The organism is Helicobacter pylori, from assembly GCF_003637665.1.
Lineage (GTDB): Bacteria > Campylobacterota > Campylobacteria > Campylobacterales > Helicobacteraceae > Helicobacter > Helicobacter pylori_CK.
This window is the reverse complement of record NZ_MVWR01000003.1, coordinates 150948-167020: the sequence shown is the minus strand read 5'-3', so window position 1 is coordinate 167020 and position 16073 is coordinate 150948. Positions and strand designations below refer to the sequence as shown.

The 16073-nt window shown below is 40.0% G+C and carries 14 protein-coding genes; 2 read left to right on the top strand and 12 right to left on the bottom strand.

The features are described 5' to 3' along the window. Positions 1-3: 3 nt before the first annotated feature. Genes EAL49_RS03650 through EAL49_RS03595 form a run of 12 tightly spaced genes read right to left on the bottom strand, consistent with a single transcriptional unit; the run spans position 4 to position 13811 of the window. On the bottom strand, positions 4-414 hold the full coding sequence (locus EAL49_RS03650) for a polymer-forming cytoskeletal protein (protein ID WP_120829006.1): 411 nt from the start codon (positions 412-414) through the stop codon (positions 4-6). Next, the gene (csd1, locus tag EAL49_RS03645) at positions 333-1271 is read right to left on the bottom strand and encodes a peptidoglycan DD-metalloendopeptidase Csd1 (RefSeq protein ID WP_120829004.1); all 939 of its coding nucleotides are present in this window, start codon (positions 1269-1271) and stop codon (positions 333-335) included. The genes EAL49_RS03650 and csd1 overlap by 82 nt, the downstream gene beginning before the upstream one ends. An 8-nt stretch (positions 1272-1279) precedes the next feature. Next, entirely contained in the window at positions 1280-2206 is a 927-nt protein-coding gene (csd2, locus tag EAL49_RS03640; RefSeq protein ID WP_120829002.1) for a M23B family cell shape-determining DD-metalloendopeptidase Csd2, read from the bottom strand. Continuing rightward, positions 2206-3381, bottom strand: coding sequence for a bifunctional folylpolyglutamate synthase/dihydrofolate synthase (locus EAL49_RS03635; protein WP_120829000.1), 1176 nt, complete (start codon positions 3379-3381; stop codon positions 2206-2208). The genes csd2 and EAL49_RS03635 overlap by 1 nt, the downstream gene beginning before the upstream one ends. Next, positions 3371-3883, bottom strand: a complete 513-nt coding sequence (gene lptE / locus EAL49_RS03630) for an LPS assembly lipoprotein LptE (protein WP_001202102.1) — start codon at positions 3881-3883, stop codon at positions 3371-3373. Before lptE ends, EAL49_RS03635 begins: the two co-directional genes overlap by 11 nt. After that, the gene (gene leuS / locus EAL49_RS03625; protein WP_120828998.1) at positions 3880-6300 is read right to left on the bottom strand and encodes a leucine--tRNA ligase; all 2421 of its coding nucleotides are present in this window, start codon (positions 6298-6300) and stop codon (positions 3880-3882) included. Before leuS ends, lptE begins: the two co-directional genes overlap by 4 nt. A 9-nt stretch (positions 6301-6309) precedes the next feature. After that, positions 6310-6648: a DUF6394 family protein gene (locus tag EAL49_RS03620; protein WP_000383778.1), complete on the bottom strand. Its 339-nt coding sequence runs from the start codon at positions 6646-6648 to the stop codon at positions 6310-6312. Positions 6649-6657: 9 nt separating this feature from the next. Beyond that, a complete protein-coding gene (gene secF / locus EAL49_RS03615) occupies positions 6658-7629 on the bottom strand; it encodes a protein translocase subunit SecF (protein ID WP_120828996.1) in 972 nt (323 codons plus the stop codon). Positions 7630-7637: 8 nt separating this feature from the next. Beyond that, positions 7638-9218 carry a protein translocase subunit SecD gene (gene secD / locus EAL49_RS03610; RefSeq protein ID WP_120828994.1) on the bottom strand — a complete coding sequence of 527 codons (1581 nt, stop codon included), beginning with the start codon at positions 9216-9218 and terminating at the stop codon, positions 7638-7640. Next, positions 9215-9598 carry a preprotein translocase subunit YajC gene (gene yajC, locus EAL49_RS03605; RefSeq protein WP_000529774.1) on the bottom strand — a complete coding sequence of 128 codons (384 nt, stop codon included), beginning with the start codon at positions 9596-9598 and terminating at the stop codon, positions 9215-9217. Before yajC ends, secD begins: the two co-directional genes overlap by 4 nt. A gap of 47 nt (positions 9599-9645) precedes the next feature. After that, on the bottom strand, positions 9646-10962 hold the full coding sequence (gene nhaA / locus EAL49_RS03600; protein WP_120828992.1) for a sodium/proton antiporter NhaA: 1317 nt from the start codon (positions 10960-10962) through the stop codon (positions 9646-9648). Between the two features lie 23 nt (positions 10963-10985). Beyond that, the gene (locus tag EAL49_RS03595; protein ID WP_120828990.1) at positions 10986-13811 is read right to left on the bottom strand and encodes a RecB-like helicase; all 2826 of its coding nucleotides are present in this window, start codon (positions 13809-13811) and stop codon (positions 10986-10988) included. A 249-nt stretch (positions 13812-14060) separates the two neighbouring features. Between EAL49_RS03595 and rpsB the strand changes: the two genes are divergently transcribed. Both rpsB and tsf read left to right on the top strand, forming a co-directional pair. Then, complete coding sequence (rpsB, locus tag EAL49_RS03590; protein WP_000258276.1) at positions 14061-14855, top strand: 30S ribosomal protein S2; 795 nt, start codon at positions 14061-14063, stop codon at positions 14853-14855. After that, positions 14855-15922 (top strand): translation elongation factor Ts, encoded by a 1068-nt coding sequence (tsf, locus tag EAL49_RS03585; RefSeq protein WP_120828988.1) that lies wholly within the window; start codon positions 14855-14857, stop codon positions 15920-15922. Before rpsB ends, tsf begins: the two co-directional genes overlap by 1 nt. Positions 15923-16073: the final 151 nt, after the last annotated feature.

The window sequence follows — 16073 nt, the reverse complement described above, 5'->3', positions numbered from 1 at the left end:
TCCTTATTTATTTTCAATTTTCTTTTCTTGCTCATTGATTAACAACGCCCCCCCTTGAATATTCTTAGGGCGAGTTTCCCCAATCAAAATCCCCTTTCTTTCCACCACAAGCTCTTGGCTAGAGATCTTACCATCAAGGCGTCCTAAAGGCATGATTTCTACCACCTCCGCTTCCACCGTGCCAGTGAACTTGCCATTGACCACTAATTTATTAGCAAAAATCTCACCCACTACCGAGCCGGTTTGCCCGATCACCACCGTGCTTTTAGAATGCACCATCCCTTCTAATTCGCCATCTATGTGCAAATGGTAATCTAAATGAAGCTCCCCCTTTATTTTTGTGCCTTGAGCGATGATAGTCGCTGGTCCTGTTTTTGCATTAGCCGATTTATTATTGTTATCAAAGATTGCCATCTGATGCTCCTTTCTTTATTGAAAACTTCTTCAAAATTTTTCATGTTCCATTTGGTGAAACTCATGGGGTTTATGGGCTGATCTAAAAAACGCACTTCATAATGCAAATGCGGCCCTGTGCTCATCCCTGTATTGCCACTATACCCAATCAACTGCCCTTTTTTGACAAATTCGCCTGTTTTTACGATGATTTTATTCAAATGGGCGTAGTAGGTTTTAAAACCAAAAGGGTGGAAAACTTTAATCAAATTCCCATACCCCCCATTCCACCCCTTGCTCGCTAACCCCACTACCCCGCTTGCGCTCGCATACACAGGGGTGTTGATAGCGGTGCTTAAATCAAGCCCGGTATGGTTGTGCAACACATGCAAAATAGGGTGGATTCTTTTATTAAAGGCGGCTGAAACGCGCCGATAGGATTCTAGCGGGTAGTCATTAGGGATAAGGCGCATGATAAAGCTTTTTTGAAGCCCGGTAATCCCAGCGACATCCAAGCGGCTGGAAAAATTGCCCTCTTCTTTTTCTTCTTCAGGCCTATTCACTCCCACCACTTCTTCTAAATCGTTGATGCGTTCCCCTGAAAGTTGCAAATCGTCTAAAAATTCATCCATTTGCAAGGAAAGCTTTTCATTCGTTTCTTTTTTTTTCTCAAATTCTTTGGTGATTAAAGCATGCTGCTTGTCAATGTTTTTAATCTCTTGATTTAAAACTAGTAACGAAATGCCTAAAAACAATAAAGATCCCACAACGCTCAAAAGCGCATACAAGCCAATTTGACGGAATAAGATATGAACATTAAGATAACGGCTCCCTTTAGAGTCCGTAACCATCACAATCAAACGCCTGTCTAAAAACACTAAAATCCTTACTGGCTTATGAGCGCGTCTTTATCCACATGCTCTTGGAGCTGGACAATGTCTTCTAAAACCCAAAACAAATTCTTCCATTCAATAAATTTATTTTCTTCTAAAGCGCTTTGAAAATGATCCAAATCCCATGCCAGGAATTTTTCTGCGTCTAAAATTTTACCCAAAAAGCGCACTTCATAATGCAATTTTTCGCCGCCGCTATTACCGCTCTTCCCGCTATAGCCAACCAACTGCCCTTTTTGGATAAAGCTTTTGGTCTGCACATTGACATGATCTAAATGCGTGTAAATGGAGCTAAAACCAAACGCATGCTCAATGCGCACCAAGTTCCCATACCCCACATTAGAATTGGTTTTCACAAAATCCACAATCCCATCAGCGCTCGCATACACAGGCGTGTTTAGTGGCGCGATAAAATCAATCCCGGATTCAACGCCCTTAATTTTTTTAATGGGGTGGTTCCTTTCTTTGGTGGGCTTGATCGCGCTATAAGTTTTTAGGGGCATGCCATTAGGAATGAGCATGAGCGCTAAATGTTTTTGAGCCAGATTCAAATTGTCTAAATCCACTTCATCATAAAGATGCACGCCCCCATTAGCCCCTCTTTTGATTTCAATCAAGGATTCCAACCCACGAATCTTTTGCCCCACAATAAAAAGCTCTTCTCGCTTGTTTTTAATCTCTTTTGTCAAAGTGTAATTTTTTTGATACAAATCCCTAAAATCCCTTAAAACCGCATTCCTCTCGCTTGTCATCGTATCCATTTTAGCGATTAAAAATTTTAAAAACCCCACGCCAAGCCCCACGATCAATAAAAGAATGACAACAGAAATGATGAGGTTGCGTTTTAAATTTTTAGAAAATTTGAGCTGTTTAGAGCCTGATTCATCAATGATGGTGATCACAAGCTGGTTTTGTGGCATCAATCCCTCTTCTTTTGATAGCGTTCATAAAAAGCGTTGGCTACCAGAAATGAGCCATACACCAAATAATTTTCATTTTCTTCCACCTCTTCAAACAAAGCGTGTTCTAACCCTAAAGTTTCTAAAATCCCTTTAAGTTTTTCTAATTGGATAATTCTTTCATTATGCAATTCTAAAATCAAAACCTTTTTAACCACAGGCTTTAAAATTTCTAGCACCAAAAAAGCGTCTTTATCTTGATAGCAATTATAAATCAAAACGATTTTAGCGTTAAAAACGCGTTTGATTTCTTCTTTTAAGGCTTTGGCGCTATGGGGGTTATGCCCCACATCTATTAAAATATTAGGACTTAAAAGCTCGCAACGGCCGATTAAATTTAGGGGCTTTAGGTTTTTTAAAACTTCTTGTTTATTGTATGGTAATAGCGTTTCAAACGCTTTTAGAGCCACTTCTAAATTCATCGCTAAAAAATGGGCTAAATGGTAGCGTTCAATATAGGCTTTCACTTCTTGTGAAATCTCGTTTTGAACCACAATCAATTGCGCATGTTTGTCTTTGGCGATCTTTTGAGCGATATTTAAAACCAATTCTTGTTGGGGAGCGATGATACTAAGAGAACCCATCGCTTTTAATTTGGTTTGTGCAATGCTTTCTAAACTATCCCCTAAAAATTCCTTATGATCGTAATCAATGGGGGTGAAAACGCTTAGGGTTTTTTCTAAAGCGTTCGTGCTGTCAAACTCCCCCCCAAGCCCTGCTTCTAAAACCAAATAATCGCAATCTTTAGCGAGCATGACGGCTAATAAGGTAGCGTATTCAAAATACGAGCAAGCGTTGCTGAAAGCGTGTGGTTGCAATTGCTGGTGGGCGTTTTCTAAAACGCTTTCTTCAACAACAGAACCATTCAAAAAAAAGCGCTCCCTGAATTCAAAAACATGAGGGGAGGTGAAATGCAACACCTTAAAATTTTGATCGGCTAATAAAAGGGTTAAAAACCGCCCCGTGCTACCCTTGCCATTAGTCCCTACAATGTGAATGACTTTCGCTTGGATCTCAAAAAAAGCGTTTTTAAAATCTTTATAAATTTGAATGAAACGGCTAGGATCAAACTTGTGGTATTCCTTAGGCTTTGTTTCTAAAAACGCCTTTAATCCATTCAAAGAGCTATTTTTCATTATTGAACTTCCCCTCATAAGCGATTTGAGCCACAAATTTAGTCAAAGTTTGTTCCACAGCTTGATTGATAGCATAATAGCGGTTCTGGTAGGTGTTAAGGGGGTCTTGCAAATTCACGGCGTAATTGTAATACCCGCTATTTTGAAAAGTCTTTTGTGTGCCTCTTTTATTATCATAAGTGTAATTCACAGACACGGTCGCGCGATAGAAAGTCGTAAAACCTTCTTTATTTTGCGTGATGCTCGTATCGGTTACATTCGTGATTTCTATAATAATAATGGAATCCGCATCCTTTTCACTCGCTAGGCGGTTTTGGAAGCGTTGCACGACTAAACGATTCATCAAGTCTTTAAACTCTACGGAGTTTTCAGGGTTAGGCAAATTCACAATGAGTTTCACATATACGCTATCGCCTAAAGCGTTTTGAGCGTAAGCCGCAATGGGCTTATACCCACAGCCCTTGAACCAAAACAACAAAATAAAAAAAAGTAAAGCCCTCATGCGATCACAAAATTAACAAGCTTATTAGGCACATAAATTTCTTTTTTAACGCTCGCCTTTTCTAAATATTTCTCTAATTCTTTTTTGGCCAAAACAATAATTTCTTCCTTACTGGCGTTAATATTGACTTTCAATTCCGTGCGCCTTTTGCCATTAATGGTAAGCCCTAAAGTCATAAAGTCTTCCATCAAAGCGCTTTCATCGATCGCTATAGGCTTAAAATTCTCCCTTTTAAAAAGCCTCTCGCTCAACTCCCATGCCGTGTGCGGGATAATAGGCTCTAAAATTTGCAACAACACAAAATAACCCTCGCATAAAATCCGCTCATTATTTTGCACACTCAAAGCGTTTAAAGCCTCCATGCAACTTGCGATCAAAGTGTTAAACGCGTAAGCGCTTTCAGCCTTATTGAAAATTTCATGCGATTTTTTTAACGCTTCATAGACTTTTTTACGAGCTAGTTTTTGTGCTTCATTCAGGCTCACTCCTTTAAATTCAGGCTTAGAAGTGGTAGGGCTAATGGCGTTCGCTTTATCGTATAAGCGCTTGATAAACCGGTGCGCGCCTTCTAAAGCGCTGTCATTCCATTCTAACTCTTTAGCCGGTGGGGCAGCAAAAAGGATAAAAAGCCTCGCCGCATCGGCCCCGTATTTTTTCAGTATCTCTTTAGGGCTAACGACATTGCCTTTAGATTTGCTCATCTTAGCGCCATTTTTTAAAACCATGCCTTGAGTGATAAGCTGTTTAAAAGGCTCATCTAAATCAAGATAGCCCAAATCCCTTAAAGCCTTAGTGAAAAAGCGCGCGTATAACAAGTGCAAAATCGCATGTTCAATGCCGCCAATATAAGTATCCACTGGCATGAAATACTTCAAGTAATTTTGATCAAACGCTTGATTTTCACGCTGATTTTTGGGCGTGGTGTAGCGCAAGAAATACCAACTAGACTGAATGAAAGTATCCATGGTGTCTGTCTCTCTTAAAGCGTCTTTGTGGCATTTGGGGCATTGAGCGAATTTCCAACTCGCATGCTTTTCTAACGGATTGCCCTCCCCATCAATCACAATGTCTTCAGGTAAAGTTACCGGCAGTTGGGTTTCAGACACAATCCCGCAATGTTTGCAATGAATCATAGGAATGGGCGCTCCCCAATACCTTTGACGGCTCACCCCCCAATCTTGCAAGCGGTAGTTGATCACCCTTTTACCGAGGTTTTCTTTTTCAAAATAAGCGATGATTTTTTCTCTGGCCACTGAGCTAGAAAGATCGCTCCACTCCCCGCTATTTTTTAAAACCTCTTCTTTGGTGTGGGGCAAATTTTGAGGGCTTTGAGTGATCACTTTAATAGGGATATGATAAAGATTAGCGAATTCAAAATCCCTTTCATCGCAGGCTGGCACGCCCATTAACGCTCCAGAGCCATAATTAGCTAGGGCGAAATTAGCCACCCAAACCGGGATTTTTTGCTTTGTCAAAGGGTGGATAGCGTAAATGCCTAAAAACGCCCCTTTTTTCTCTAAAGCCCTTTCTCTTTGAGTCGTGTTTAAAATCGCTTTAATCATCTTTGAATCTTCTTGACTCACTTGCTTAATGGCATGCTCTACTAAAGGGTGTTCTGGGGCTATGGCGATAAAAGTTACGCCATAAATGGTATCCGCTCTTGTGGTAAAAACTTCAATTTCTTGAATGCCATTGCAAGCTTTCAAGCACTCATCAGCGATTTTAAAACCAAACTGCAACCCGCTAGATTTCCCTATCCAGTTTTTTTGCATAATTAGGACCTGAGAAGGCCAATGATTTTCTAAAGTTTCTAAGTCTTTTAGCAATTCTTCAGCGTAGTTTGTGATCTTCAAATAATATTGATAGAGTTCTTTTTGAACAACTTCTGTATCGCAACGCCAACACCTCCCATCAATGACTTGCTCATTAGCTAAAACGGTCTTGTCGTTGGGGCACCAATTGAGCATGGCTTTCTTGCGATAAATTAGCCCCTTTTCCCACAAATCAATGAAAAATTGTTGTTCAAATTCCGTGTAATTGGGATCTGAAGTGGCAAATTCCCTGTTTTTAGAAAAAGAAAACCCCAAAGCTTCAAACTCTTTTTGCATGGCTTCAATGTTTTCATAAGTCCAGGTTTTAGGGTGGATACCATGCTTAATGGCCGCATTTTCCGCAGGCATCCCAAAAGAATCAAACCCCATAGGGTGTAACACATTGTAATGGTGCAAACGATAATAACGCGCCAACGCATCGCCAATGGTGTAATTGCGCACATGCCCCATGTGGATTTCCCCACTAGGATAAGGCAGCATGCTCAAAATGTATTTTTTAGGGAGGTTAAAATCGTCTTTAGGCTCAAAACTCTTATTTTTCCACCAAAATTCTTGCCATTTTTTTTCTATATTGATAAAATCCATCACTACCCCTTAATCTGTTTCGCTCGTTACAACGCTTTCAATCAACAAAAAGATGAGGCTGAAAGCGTTGCTAATCAACGCCCCGATCATGAGCATGTAAGCGGTAACCAAATTGTTTAAAATCTGTAAAAACACAAACGCCGGTATGAGGTGCAACACGGTAGCTAAAGAGCTGGCCAACAGCTCTGAAGCGAAACGCTTGATCACCCCAATTTTAAGCGTAACAGAAATAAGGTTTAAAGCTAACGCTACAAACAACACCACCGTATTAGGCTCATACAAAAACCCTGCAATGGTGGTTAAAGAAATAAGGCTGAACAGCACATGAACGACCCGACCCCAATCCATAGAAACTCCTTAAACTTGACCGCCCTCATACAAACGGCGCATTTTTTCTTTCTCTTGAGCTTTTTTGATTTTTCTAGCCTCATTCTCATAGTATTTACCCATATCAAAGCCTAACAATAACGCTACTTTAGGGGCGATGAAAATAGAACTATAAGTCCCTACAATCGTGCCTATTAGCATGGGCAATGAAAAGCCAATGATGATCTTACTCCCAAACACGCACAAAATCAACACCACAAAAAACACGGTTAAAGAAGTTAAAAGCGTGCGCGTGAGCGTGCTAGAAATGGCTTCATCAATGGCTTGAATGGCGTTTTTGGTTTTTTGAGAGAGCATTTCTTCTCTGATCCGATCAAAAATAATGATCGTATCATTAATAGAATACCCAATCAAAGTGAGCAAGGCCGCAATCACTTCCAAATTCATATCAATCTTAAAAACAATCACTGAGCTTGCCACTAAAATCACGTCATGCACAAGCGCAATGACGCTCGCTAAAGCGAAACGCCATTCATAGCGGAAACTCACATAAACCATGATCGCCATTAACGCTAAAATCAGCGACAAAATGCCCTTTTCTTTCAATTCGCTCCCCACTCTAGGGCCAACGGTGTCAAATTTACGGATTTCAAAATCGCCGCTGGGTTTTAGAATGTTAGCCACGATAGCGTTCAAATCTTCGTTTTCGGCCGTTTCTACAAAAGGGAATTTGATTAAAATTTCTTCTTTAGAGCCAAATTCGCTCACTTGAACGCCCTTAAAACGATCTTCTTTTTCAAAAAGAACGCGCACTTCTTTAATGGGAGCGTTTTGTGCATAACGCACTTGCACCAAACTCCCCCCGGCAAAATCAATCCCTAAAGAAAACCCTTTAAAGAACAAAAGCCCTAACGCCAGAAGCACCAAAATCGCTGAAAGAATCACCCCATAATTGGAATAACGCATGAAGCTTAAGATTCTCGTTTGTTTGAATAATTCCATAAAAACTCCTAAGCCCTTTTATTTTTCACGCCAAACCAAAAATAAAGGCTCTTGGTTTGGGTCAATTTAGGCAAAAGGGCTTGATAAATCCCTTGCGTGCCTATAATAGCGGTGATAATAGAGGCTAAAATCCCAATGCCTGTGGTGAGCGCAAAGCCTTTAATCGCTCCTGTGCCATAAGCGTATAGTAACACCGAAGCGATCAAGGAGGTGATATTGGAATCAAAAATCGCTCGGCTCGCATTGATATAGCCTAAATGGATCGCTTTAGCGATGCCCTCGCCCTCTCTTAACACCTCTCTAATACGCTCATTAATAATGATATTGGCATCCACAGCAATCCCCACGGTTAAAACAATCCCTGCCATTCCCGGTAAAGTCAGCGTCGCTCCAAAAATCGCCATCACCGCCACGATCAAAAAAAGATTCACCACTAACGCCATACAAGCGATCACCCCAGCCATAGAGTAATACAACACCATAAAGCCCATCACTAAAATAAAACCCCCTATGAGAGCGATGATGGAAGTTTTAATGCTGTCTTTCCCTAAACTCGGGCCTATAATCCGTTTTTCTAAAACCTGAATGGGCGCGCTCATCGCCCCACTCCTTAAAGCGATCGCTAAATCGCTCGCTTGAGCCACGCTAAAATTCCCGCTAATTTGCCCGCTCCCCCCACCAATACGCTCCCTGATCACGGGGGCTGAATAGACTTTATTGTCCAAAACGATCGCCATGCGTTTGCCCACATTCGCGCCTGAAAAATCCCCAAAAATCTTAGCCCCTTGAGCGTCCAAAGTGAAGCTCACCACCGGCTGGTTGTTTTGATCATACACCACTTTAGCGTCCGTAAGCATTTCGCCATCTAAAATAGGGATCGCTTTGAGCAAGATTTTACCCCCCATTTCCGCATCAGACAACAACACGCTGCCTAATTTTTGAGCCTCTAAATCCGTCATTTTCATCGCATCTTTATTGTGTTCTTCATCCACTGCCATCATCTGCAAATGAGCGGATCTTGAAATCAAGTCTTTAGCGCGCCGCTCTTCTTCTAAAGTCTTAATGCCGGGCAATTGCACCGAAATTTCTTCTTTACCTTGCTGAATGACTACAGGCTCTGCCAAACCAAATTGATCCAAGCGGTTACGAATGATCCCTATCACTTGCAAAATCGTGTTTTTACGCAATTCCTCTTGCTCTAAAGGGGTGAGCTTCACGCTATAAAATTCCGCTTCTTTTTTGATTTCAAACTGGCTATGGCCTTGCAATTCCACTAAAAGCGCGTCTAATTTTTTCGCTTCATCTTCATCTAAAAGCTCAAAACTGATCCCCTCTAGGCTGGATTTAATGTCTTTAAGCAAGATATTTTGCTTTTTAGCGTTGTATTCTAAAGCGGACGCTAGGCTTAAATACTTGTTTTTTAAAGCTTCATCGGTTTGCACCCCTAAAAGCATGTTTAACCCCCCCCTTAAATCCAAACCTAAAGTGATTTTAGGGCCTTTAGTTTCTAGCAAAGAAGGCACAGAAAACCCTACCCCTAAAAGAAGCGCGCAAACAAAAACGATTAAACGAGGGTTAAAAAGTTTCATTCAGTTGTTATTTGGCGTTGTTTCAAAGTTTTAGTACCAGATAATTTTGCCGAGATTTCTTCTCTGCCTTGTTGGATGACTATAGGCTCTGCCAAACCAAATTGATCCAATTCGTCTAATTTGAACGCTACATAGTTTTTAGAAAGTTTAGCGGTGGTGTCATCATTGAGCTTCACGCTAAAAAAATTCGCTTCCGCTTTAAGCACCTCAACGATGAGACCTCCTTGAGTAACGATTTTATCGCCCTTAGTCAAGCCCTCTATCATTTCTTTATGCTTTTTTTGTTGCTGGCGTTGCGGGCGAACGATCAAAAAATAAAAAATAAGAAACAACACCACAAGGGGTAAAAGCGTCGTTAGAATGTCTTTAATTTGTCCCATTTAATTTCCTCAAAAGATGTTTTAATCTCAAATTATAGCATTTTTAACTATTTCTTTAAAGCCGCTTTTTTGTCTAGCGCGAATAAATACAAAGCCCCTATGGTCCCAGAAATCAAAGATCCGAGTAAAATCGCAATTTTTGCCACTTCCATAGCGTCCTTATGCTCGCTCGTGAAAGCCAGATTAGAAATAAACATAGACATGGTAAAGCCAATCCCTGCTAAAAGCCCAGCCCCTAAAATATGCCACCAGCTGATGCCTTTAGGGCGTGCGGTGATTTTAAGCTTTTCGCTTATAAAAGTGATTAAGAAAATCCCTAGAGGCTTGCCCAAACAGAGCCCTAAAATAACCCCTAAAAGCACCTTATCCACTTCTAAATTGATGCTAGAATCAACGCTCACCCCAGCGTTTGCAAACGCAAATAAGGGCATGATGAAATACCCGCTAATGGGGGCTAAAAAATGCTCCAATCTTTCTAAGGGGCTTTGTAAAGCGCTCGCTTTTTCTTCAATAGAGTGCAAGATTTCTTGCTGTTCTTTGGTTAAAAGCACCCCTGAACTCGTTTCTGCGTATCGCTTGCCTAATTCCAAAAGCTCTACATTTTTAGAATCTTTAGGGATTTTCACCGGTATCATAAAGGCCAGAACCACTGCAGCGATTGTCGCATGGATACCGCTTTGATGCACGCAAAACCAAAGCAACACCCCTAAAAGCAAGTAAGGGACAAGCGAGCGGACATTCAAGCGGTTCAATACCGCCAAGATAAGAACCACCCCTAAAGCCCCTAAAAGCCATGCGAATTTTAAATTCGTGGTATAAAAGAGCGCGATCACCACAATAGCCCCCAAGTCATCAGCCACCGCTAGAGTGATTAAAAAAACCTTTAAGGCGGTTGGCACCCTCTTGCCTAAAAGCATGATCACGCCTAAAGCGAACGCAATATCCGTCGCCATAGGGATCCCAAAACCATGCTGAGAAGGCGTGTCAGCGTTAAGGAAAAAATAAATCAATCCTGGAGCTATCATGCCCCCAAGAGCCGCAATCACAGGGAAAGAAGCTTTTTTGAAACTGGATAACTCCCCAAACAACAATTCTCGCTTGATCTCTAAGCCTATCATTAAAAAAAATAACGCCATTAAGACATCATCAATCCAGTTGTGCAAACTAAAGCCGATAAAAAAATCCCCTATTTGAAACCCAAAAGGGGTGTGCCATAGTGCAAAATAACTTTCTTTTAAAAACGAATTGGCCACCACCATCGCTAAAACAGCGTTCAAAAAGAGGAAAATCCCTCCAAAAGACTCGCTTTTAATGAAGTTCTTAAGCGTCAAACTGAGCGCGTTTTCTGTTTTTTTGAGATTCATAGACAACCTTAAAATTTTTAATTTCAGACCCATAATTTTTCAAGCAATCTTTTATGAGCGTAAATGATGCCCGCTTGTATCTTAAAATGGGGGGCTTGAGTTTTCAAAAACTCAGCGTAATGAGACACTTGAGCCTTATGGCTTTGTTGGTAATTTTGAGAGCTTTTATAATCTAAAACATACAAATTTTGCCCCTTATCCCACAACAAAACATCAATCCTAGACACAACCCCTTCAAATAAAAAAGCCACTTCACCCCTTAAGGCATAATTTTTAAAAAGAGCTTGTATCTCTGTATCGTTTTCAAAAAGCTCTAAACTCTCTTCTAACGCTTGGTGATCCAAACCATAAAAACCATGATGGTAGTTTAAATATTCTAAAACGCTTTTTTTAGGAATGTTATAAGCGTATTGGTATTCTAATCCCTTGTGCAAAGCGATACCAAAATTGATCGCTTCCTGGTCGTTATTCTTTTCATAATCGCTAGGCTCTTCTTCTATCTCTTGGATTTGCTCGCCATAGGCATGGGGCTTGATGAGAGTGCTTGTAATTAAAGGCTCTTTTTGTGGAGAAATAACCGGCATAATTTCTCCCTCTTCTAAAGGCGCAAGATCCAATTGTTCGCGCATTTTTTTGTTTTTGCTTTCTTTTTTGTCTTTGGCCACGACAATCAGCCCTAACTCAGCCCTAGTGAATGCGACATAATACACATTAATTTCTTCATGATCTTTGGCCGCTTCTTCTTTGTCTAAAGCCCTAGCGTAATCTTTATCTACGACCTCACGATTTTTCATTCTGTAATAAAGGCGCGTAAGCTCTGCGCCATTATATTCTTCAAGGAGTTGATTGGAATGGCTTGAATTAGGCTTGCCCAAGCGTTCGCACACGATCACATAAGGGAATTGCATGCCTTTAGATTTGTGAATGGTCATGATCTGCGCGCCTTTTGAATGGGAAGAAGCGATCGATTTAGCCTCTAATTTTTCTAAAAATCCATCGGCGTCTTCGCACCCAACCGCTAATTCCAAGCAGCTTTGTGCAGGCTCTCCATAAAGCTCAAACAATTCCATCACCTTCCACACAAAGCCTGCCACGCTCTCTTTTTTAGGGTTAAAACTGGGTAGAACGATCGCATCATCATGCAAGTATCCAGCGAGTTTTAAAACGCTGTGCTTATAAAAGGGCTTGTAAGGTTCTTCCGCTAAAGCGTATTCTAAAGCGTTCTTAATGATTTTAGATTCTACAAATTGAGACAATTTTGCGCTAGATTCCGTGCTTGGGCGAATCGCACTCAAACGCTCTTGCAAATAATTTTTGATTTCTAAAGCGTCGTCATTAGTGGCGCATAAAATGGTAATGTCTTTAGGATCAATACGATGATCTAAAAGGTTTTGAGCTTCTTGTAAGATTTGTTCTAATAACAATTCTCTTTCATCAGCCACTAAAGAAACTTTCACATAGCCGTCTGTAGCATGTTTATTGCTGGAAGCTTTAGGGTATTTTTGCTCCAAATAAGCGGTGGGGGAATTTTGATAAGCCTTTTTAAAAATGGTGTTCACATAATTAATGATTAAAGGCGCACTGCGGTGGTTGAATTGTAAATTATCGTGGTAAAAATCCTTAGAAACGCTTTCAAACAAAGAACTAAAACTCCCCCTAAAGGCATAAATGCTCTGCTTGACATCGCCCACAAAAAATACGCTCCTGTGCCATTTTGCTTGCCCTATTCCGGCTTTAATCTCATCAATAAAAGGGGCTAAAATCTTATAATCGTTCAAGCTCGTGTCTTGAAATTCATCAATCAAAATGTGCGCGATCTTGCTGTCCAACCTGAAATAAAAAAACTCCGCCGGCATTTCTTCATAACCATTCAATAAGACATGAACCTTATCTTTAATCGCATCAAAATCTAAGGCTTGGATTTTAGAAGTGGCGTTATCATAAAGTTGGATGAATTTAGGGAATTTTTTAAATATTGCGGTTTCTTTGGCTTCATAATAGCGTTTTAAATCGTTTTCAATCTCTTTGCATTCGCTCTCTAAAGTGGGGATTTCACTTTTAAGTTTTTTGAAAGATTGATATTCGCTCTTTTTTTCAAGCCAGGTTAAAGAGCTGTTTAAAAATCCCCTAAAACTATCGCATTTAATGGCTGTTTTAGCCCTATCTGACGCTGTTTCTATGCTTTGAATTTGGTGGTTTAAATCCCTTAATTTTTCTAAAAAACCCTTTTCATCAAATGCAGGCTCTTTCTTATTAGGATCAAATAAATAGAGCTTGTTTTTTAAAAAACGCAACCGCTCTAAAATAGAATCGCTTGTGTAACTATCATAACTTAAGCATTGAGCGATAAAAACGCTCAATTCCTCAAGCTGTTCGCCATTTAAAGTGCTCAAAAAACCCTCATTAAGCTGTTGCTGGTGCGCTTTGGTGTCTTCATTGACTTCAAAATTCGCGCTCAACCCCACAAACCAGCAAAATTTCCTTAAAATGCTTTGAAAAAACGCGTCAATGGTGCTGATTCTAATTTCAGCGTTTAAAAAGCGTTGGTAGATTTTTTGAGCGCTATTTTGCACTAAATCAGGGTTTAAATGGTATTTTTCTTCTAATTCTTTTAGGATATTTTGGGATTTTTCTTTTTCATTTTCAAGGTTTTCTTTTTGCAAAATTTTTAAATAGTCTAAAATGCGCTCTTTCATTTCGGCGGTGGCTTTTTTAGTGAAAGTGAGCGTTAAAATCTCGCTAGGATTAGCCCCCTTAAACAATAGGGCCAAAAACCGCACGCTCAAAGCGAAAGTCTTCCCGCTTCCTGCTGAAGCCTTTAAAGCCATGCATTGTCTTTTTGTATCCATTGAGATCTATCCTAAAATTCTATTTTGTCTTTATTATAACCTAAAAGCCTTTTTTACTTAAGCTAAAAAACCTTAATCTTTTGCTATAATCATAGGGTTTTGTCGTTTTTCTATCATTTTAATAGGAACAAGGCAAAGACAGCGTCAAATTCACACATGCTAATCCTTGTATTTAGGTGTTCTTAAGAATTTAAGAATCAAATGAGCATGGAGGAAGAGAACCAAAATAACTTTAAGGAGAATATTCTCATGGTAACCATGAAAGATTTATTAGAATGCGGTGTGCATTTTGGACACCAAACAAGGCGTTGGAACCCTAAAACCAAAAAATTCATTTTTGGCGTTAGGAAAAACATCCATATTATTGATTTGCAAAAAACCTTGCGCTATTTTAGATACACTTATAATATCGTGCGCGATGCGAGCGCTCAAGGCAAGAGCATCATGTTTGTAGGCACTAAAAAACAAGCCAATGAGACTTTGAAAGAATTTGCTGAAAGCATTCAAGTCCCTTATGTCAATTACCGCTGGCTTGGCGGCATGCTGACTAATTTTAGCACCATTAGAAAATCAGTGAGGAAATTAGAAATCATTGAAGAAATGGAAAATAGCGGTCAAATTGATTTATTGACTAAAAAAGAAAAGCTCATGATTTTAAGGAAAAAAGAAAAGCTGGATAAGTATCTTGGCGGGGTGCGCCACATGAAAAAAATCCCTGATATGATTTTTGTAATTGATGTGGCTAAAGAAAAAATCGCTGTCGCTGAAGCGAGAAAACTCCATATCCCTATCGTGGCTCCCTTAGACACCAACTGCGATCCTGATTTAGTGGATTACCCCATTCCTGGAAATGACGATGCGATCCGCTCTATCAGGCTATTTTGTAAAGAAATGAGCGAAGCGATTTTAGAGGGGCGAGAACTCATGCAAGAAGAAATCGTCCATGCGGATGAAAATAGCGAAGAGATAGAGTTCGTGAGCAATGAAGAAAAAGAAGAAATGCTCGCTGAAATCCAAAAAGAAATCACTCAAGGAGCCGAATAATGTCAGGAATTAGCGCTCAATTAGTCAAAAAATTAAGAGACTTAACCGATGCGGGCATGATGGATTGCAAAAAAGCCCTTGTAGAAGTGGCTGGGGATTTGCAAAAGGCTATTGATTTCTTGCGCGAAAAAGGCTTGAGTAAAGCCGCTAAAAAGGCCGATAGGATCGCTGCTGAAGGCGTTATCGCTTTAGAAGTAGCGCCTGATTTTAAAAGCGCAATGATGGTAGAAATCAATAGCGAAACGGATTTTGTGGCTAAAAATGAGGGCTTTAAGGAATTGGTGAAAAAAACTTTAGAAACGATCAAAGCCCACAATATCCATACCACAGAAGAACTGCTTAAAAGCCCGTTAGACAACAAGCCTTTTGAAGAATATTTGCACTCTCAAATCGCTGTGATTGGTGAAAACATTTTAGTGAGGAAAATCGCTCATTTAAAAGCCCCTAGCTCTCATATCATCAATGGTTATGCACATTCTAACGCCAGAGTGGGCGTGCTAATCGGTATAAAATACGATAATGAGAAAAACGCTCCAAAAGTGGTGGAACTGGCCCGAAACATCGCTATGCATGCCGCAGCGATGAAACCTCAAGTGCTAGATTGCAAAGACTTTAGCCTTGATTTTGTCAAAAAAGAAACTTTAGCCTTGATCGCTGAAATTGAAAAAGACAATGAGGAAGCTAAACGCTTGGGCAAACCTTTGAAAAATATCCCCACTTTTGGGAGCCGCATTGAATTGAGCGATGAAGTTTTAGCACACCAAAAAAAAGCTTTTGAAGACGAATTAAAAGCGCAAGGCAAGCCTGAAAAAATCTGGGATAAAATCGTTCCTGGAAAAATGGAAAGATTCATCGCTGATAACACCCTTATTGATCAACGCCTGACCCTTTTAGGGCAATTCTATGTCATGGACGATAAAAAAACTATCGCTCAAGTCATCGCTGATTGTTCCAAAGAGTGGGATGATGATTTAAAAATCACTGAGTATGCGCGTTTTGAATTGGGCGAAGGCATTGAGAAAAAGGCAGAGAATTTCGCTGAAGAAGTGGCTTTGCAAATGAAGTGAGATTTTAGCAAACAACCTTTAAAGGTTGTTTCTTCTAACCTTTCAACTTTCTTTATTTAAAATTTTCCATTTTAAAGTGCTTGAAATTTTTGTAATTTTCAATCTCTATGCTTCTAATTATTTGAATTTCGCCTTTTAATGAGCCTAGTTG

Coding starts and splice junctions, on each gene's coding strand:
- nhaA (WP_120828992.1), bottom strand. CDS start 10,962: ATGAATCTCAAAAAAACAGAAAACGCGCTCAGTTTGACGCTTAAGAAC.
- secD (WP_120828994.1), bottom strand. CDS start 9,218: ATGAAACTTTTTAACCCTCGTTTAATCGTTTTTGTTTGCGCGCTTCTT.
- lptE (WP_001202102.1), bottom strand. CDS start 3,883: ATGAGGGCTTTACTTTTTTTTATTTTGTTGTTTTGGTTCAAGGGCTGT.
- EAL49_RS03635 (WP_120829000.1), bottom strand. CDS start 3,381: ATGAAAAATAGCTCTTTGAATGGATTAAAGGCGTTTTTAGAAACAAAG.
- EAL49_RS03595 (WP_120828990.1), bottom strand. CDS start 13,811: ATGGATACAAAAAGACAATGCATGGCTTTAAAGGCTTCAGCAGGAAGC.
- secF (WP_120828996.1), bottom strand. CDS start 7,629: ATGGAATTATTCAAACAAACGAGAATCTTAAGCTTCATGCGTTATTCC.
- rpsB (WP_000258276.1), top strand. CDS start 14,061: ATGGTAACCATGAAAGATTTATTAGAATGCGGTGTGCATTTTGGACAC.
- leuS (WP_120828998.1), bottom strand. CDS start 6,300: ATGGATTTTATCAATATAGAAAAAAAATGGCAAGAATTTTGGTGGAAA.
- EAL49_RS03650 (WP_120829006.1), bottom strand. CDS start 414: ATGGCAATCTTTGATAACAATAATAAATCGGCTAATGCAAAAACAGGA.
- EAL49_RS03620 (WP_000383778.1), bottom strand. CDS start 6,648: ATGGATTGGGGTCGGGTCGTTCATGTGCTGTTCAGCCTTATTTCTTTA.
- csd2 (WP_120829002.1), bottom strand. CDS start 2,206: ATGCCACAAAACCAGCTTGTGATCACCATCATTGATGAATCAGGCTCT.
- yajC (WP_000529774.1), bottom strand. CDS start 9,598: ATGGGACAAATTAAAGACATTCTAACGACGCTTTTACCCCTTGTGGTG.
- tsf (WP_120828988.1), top strand. CDS start 14,855: ATGTCAGGAATTAGCGCTCAATTAGTCAAAAAATTAAGAGACTTAACC.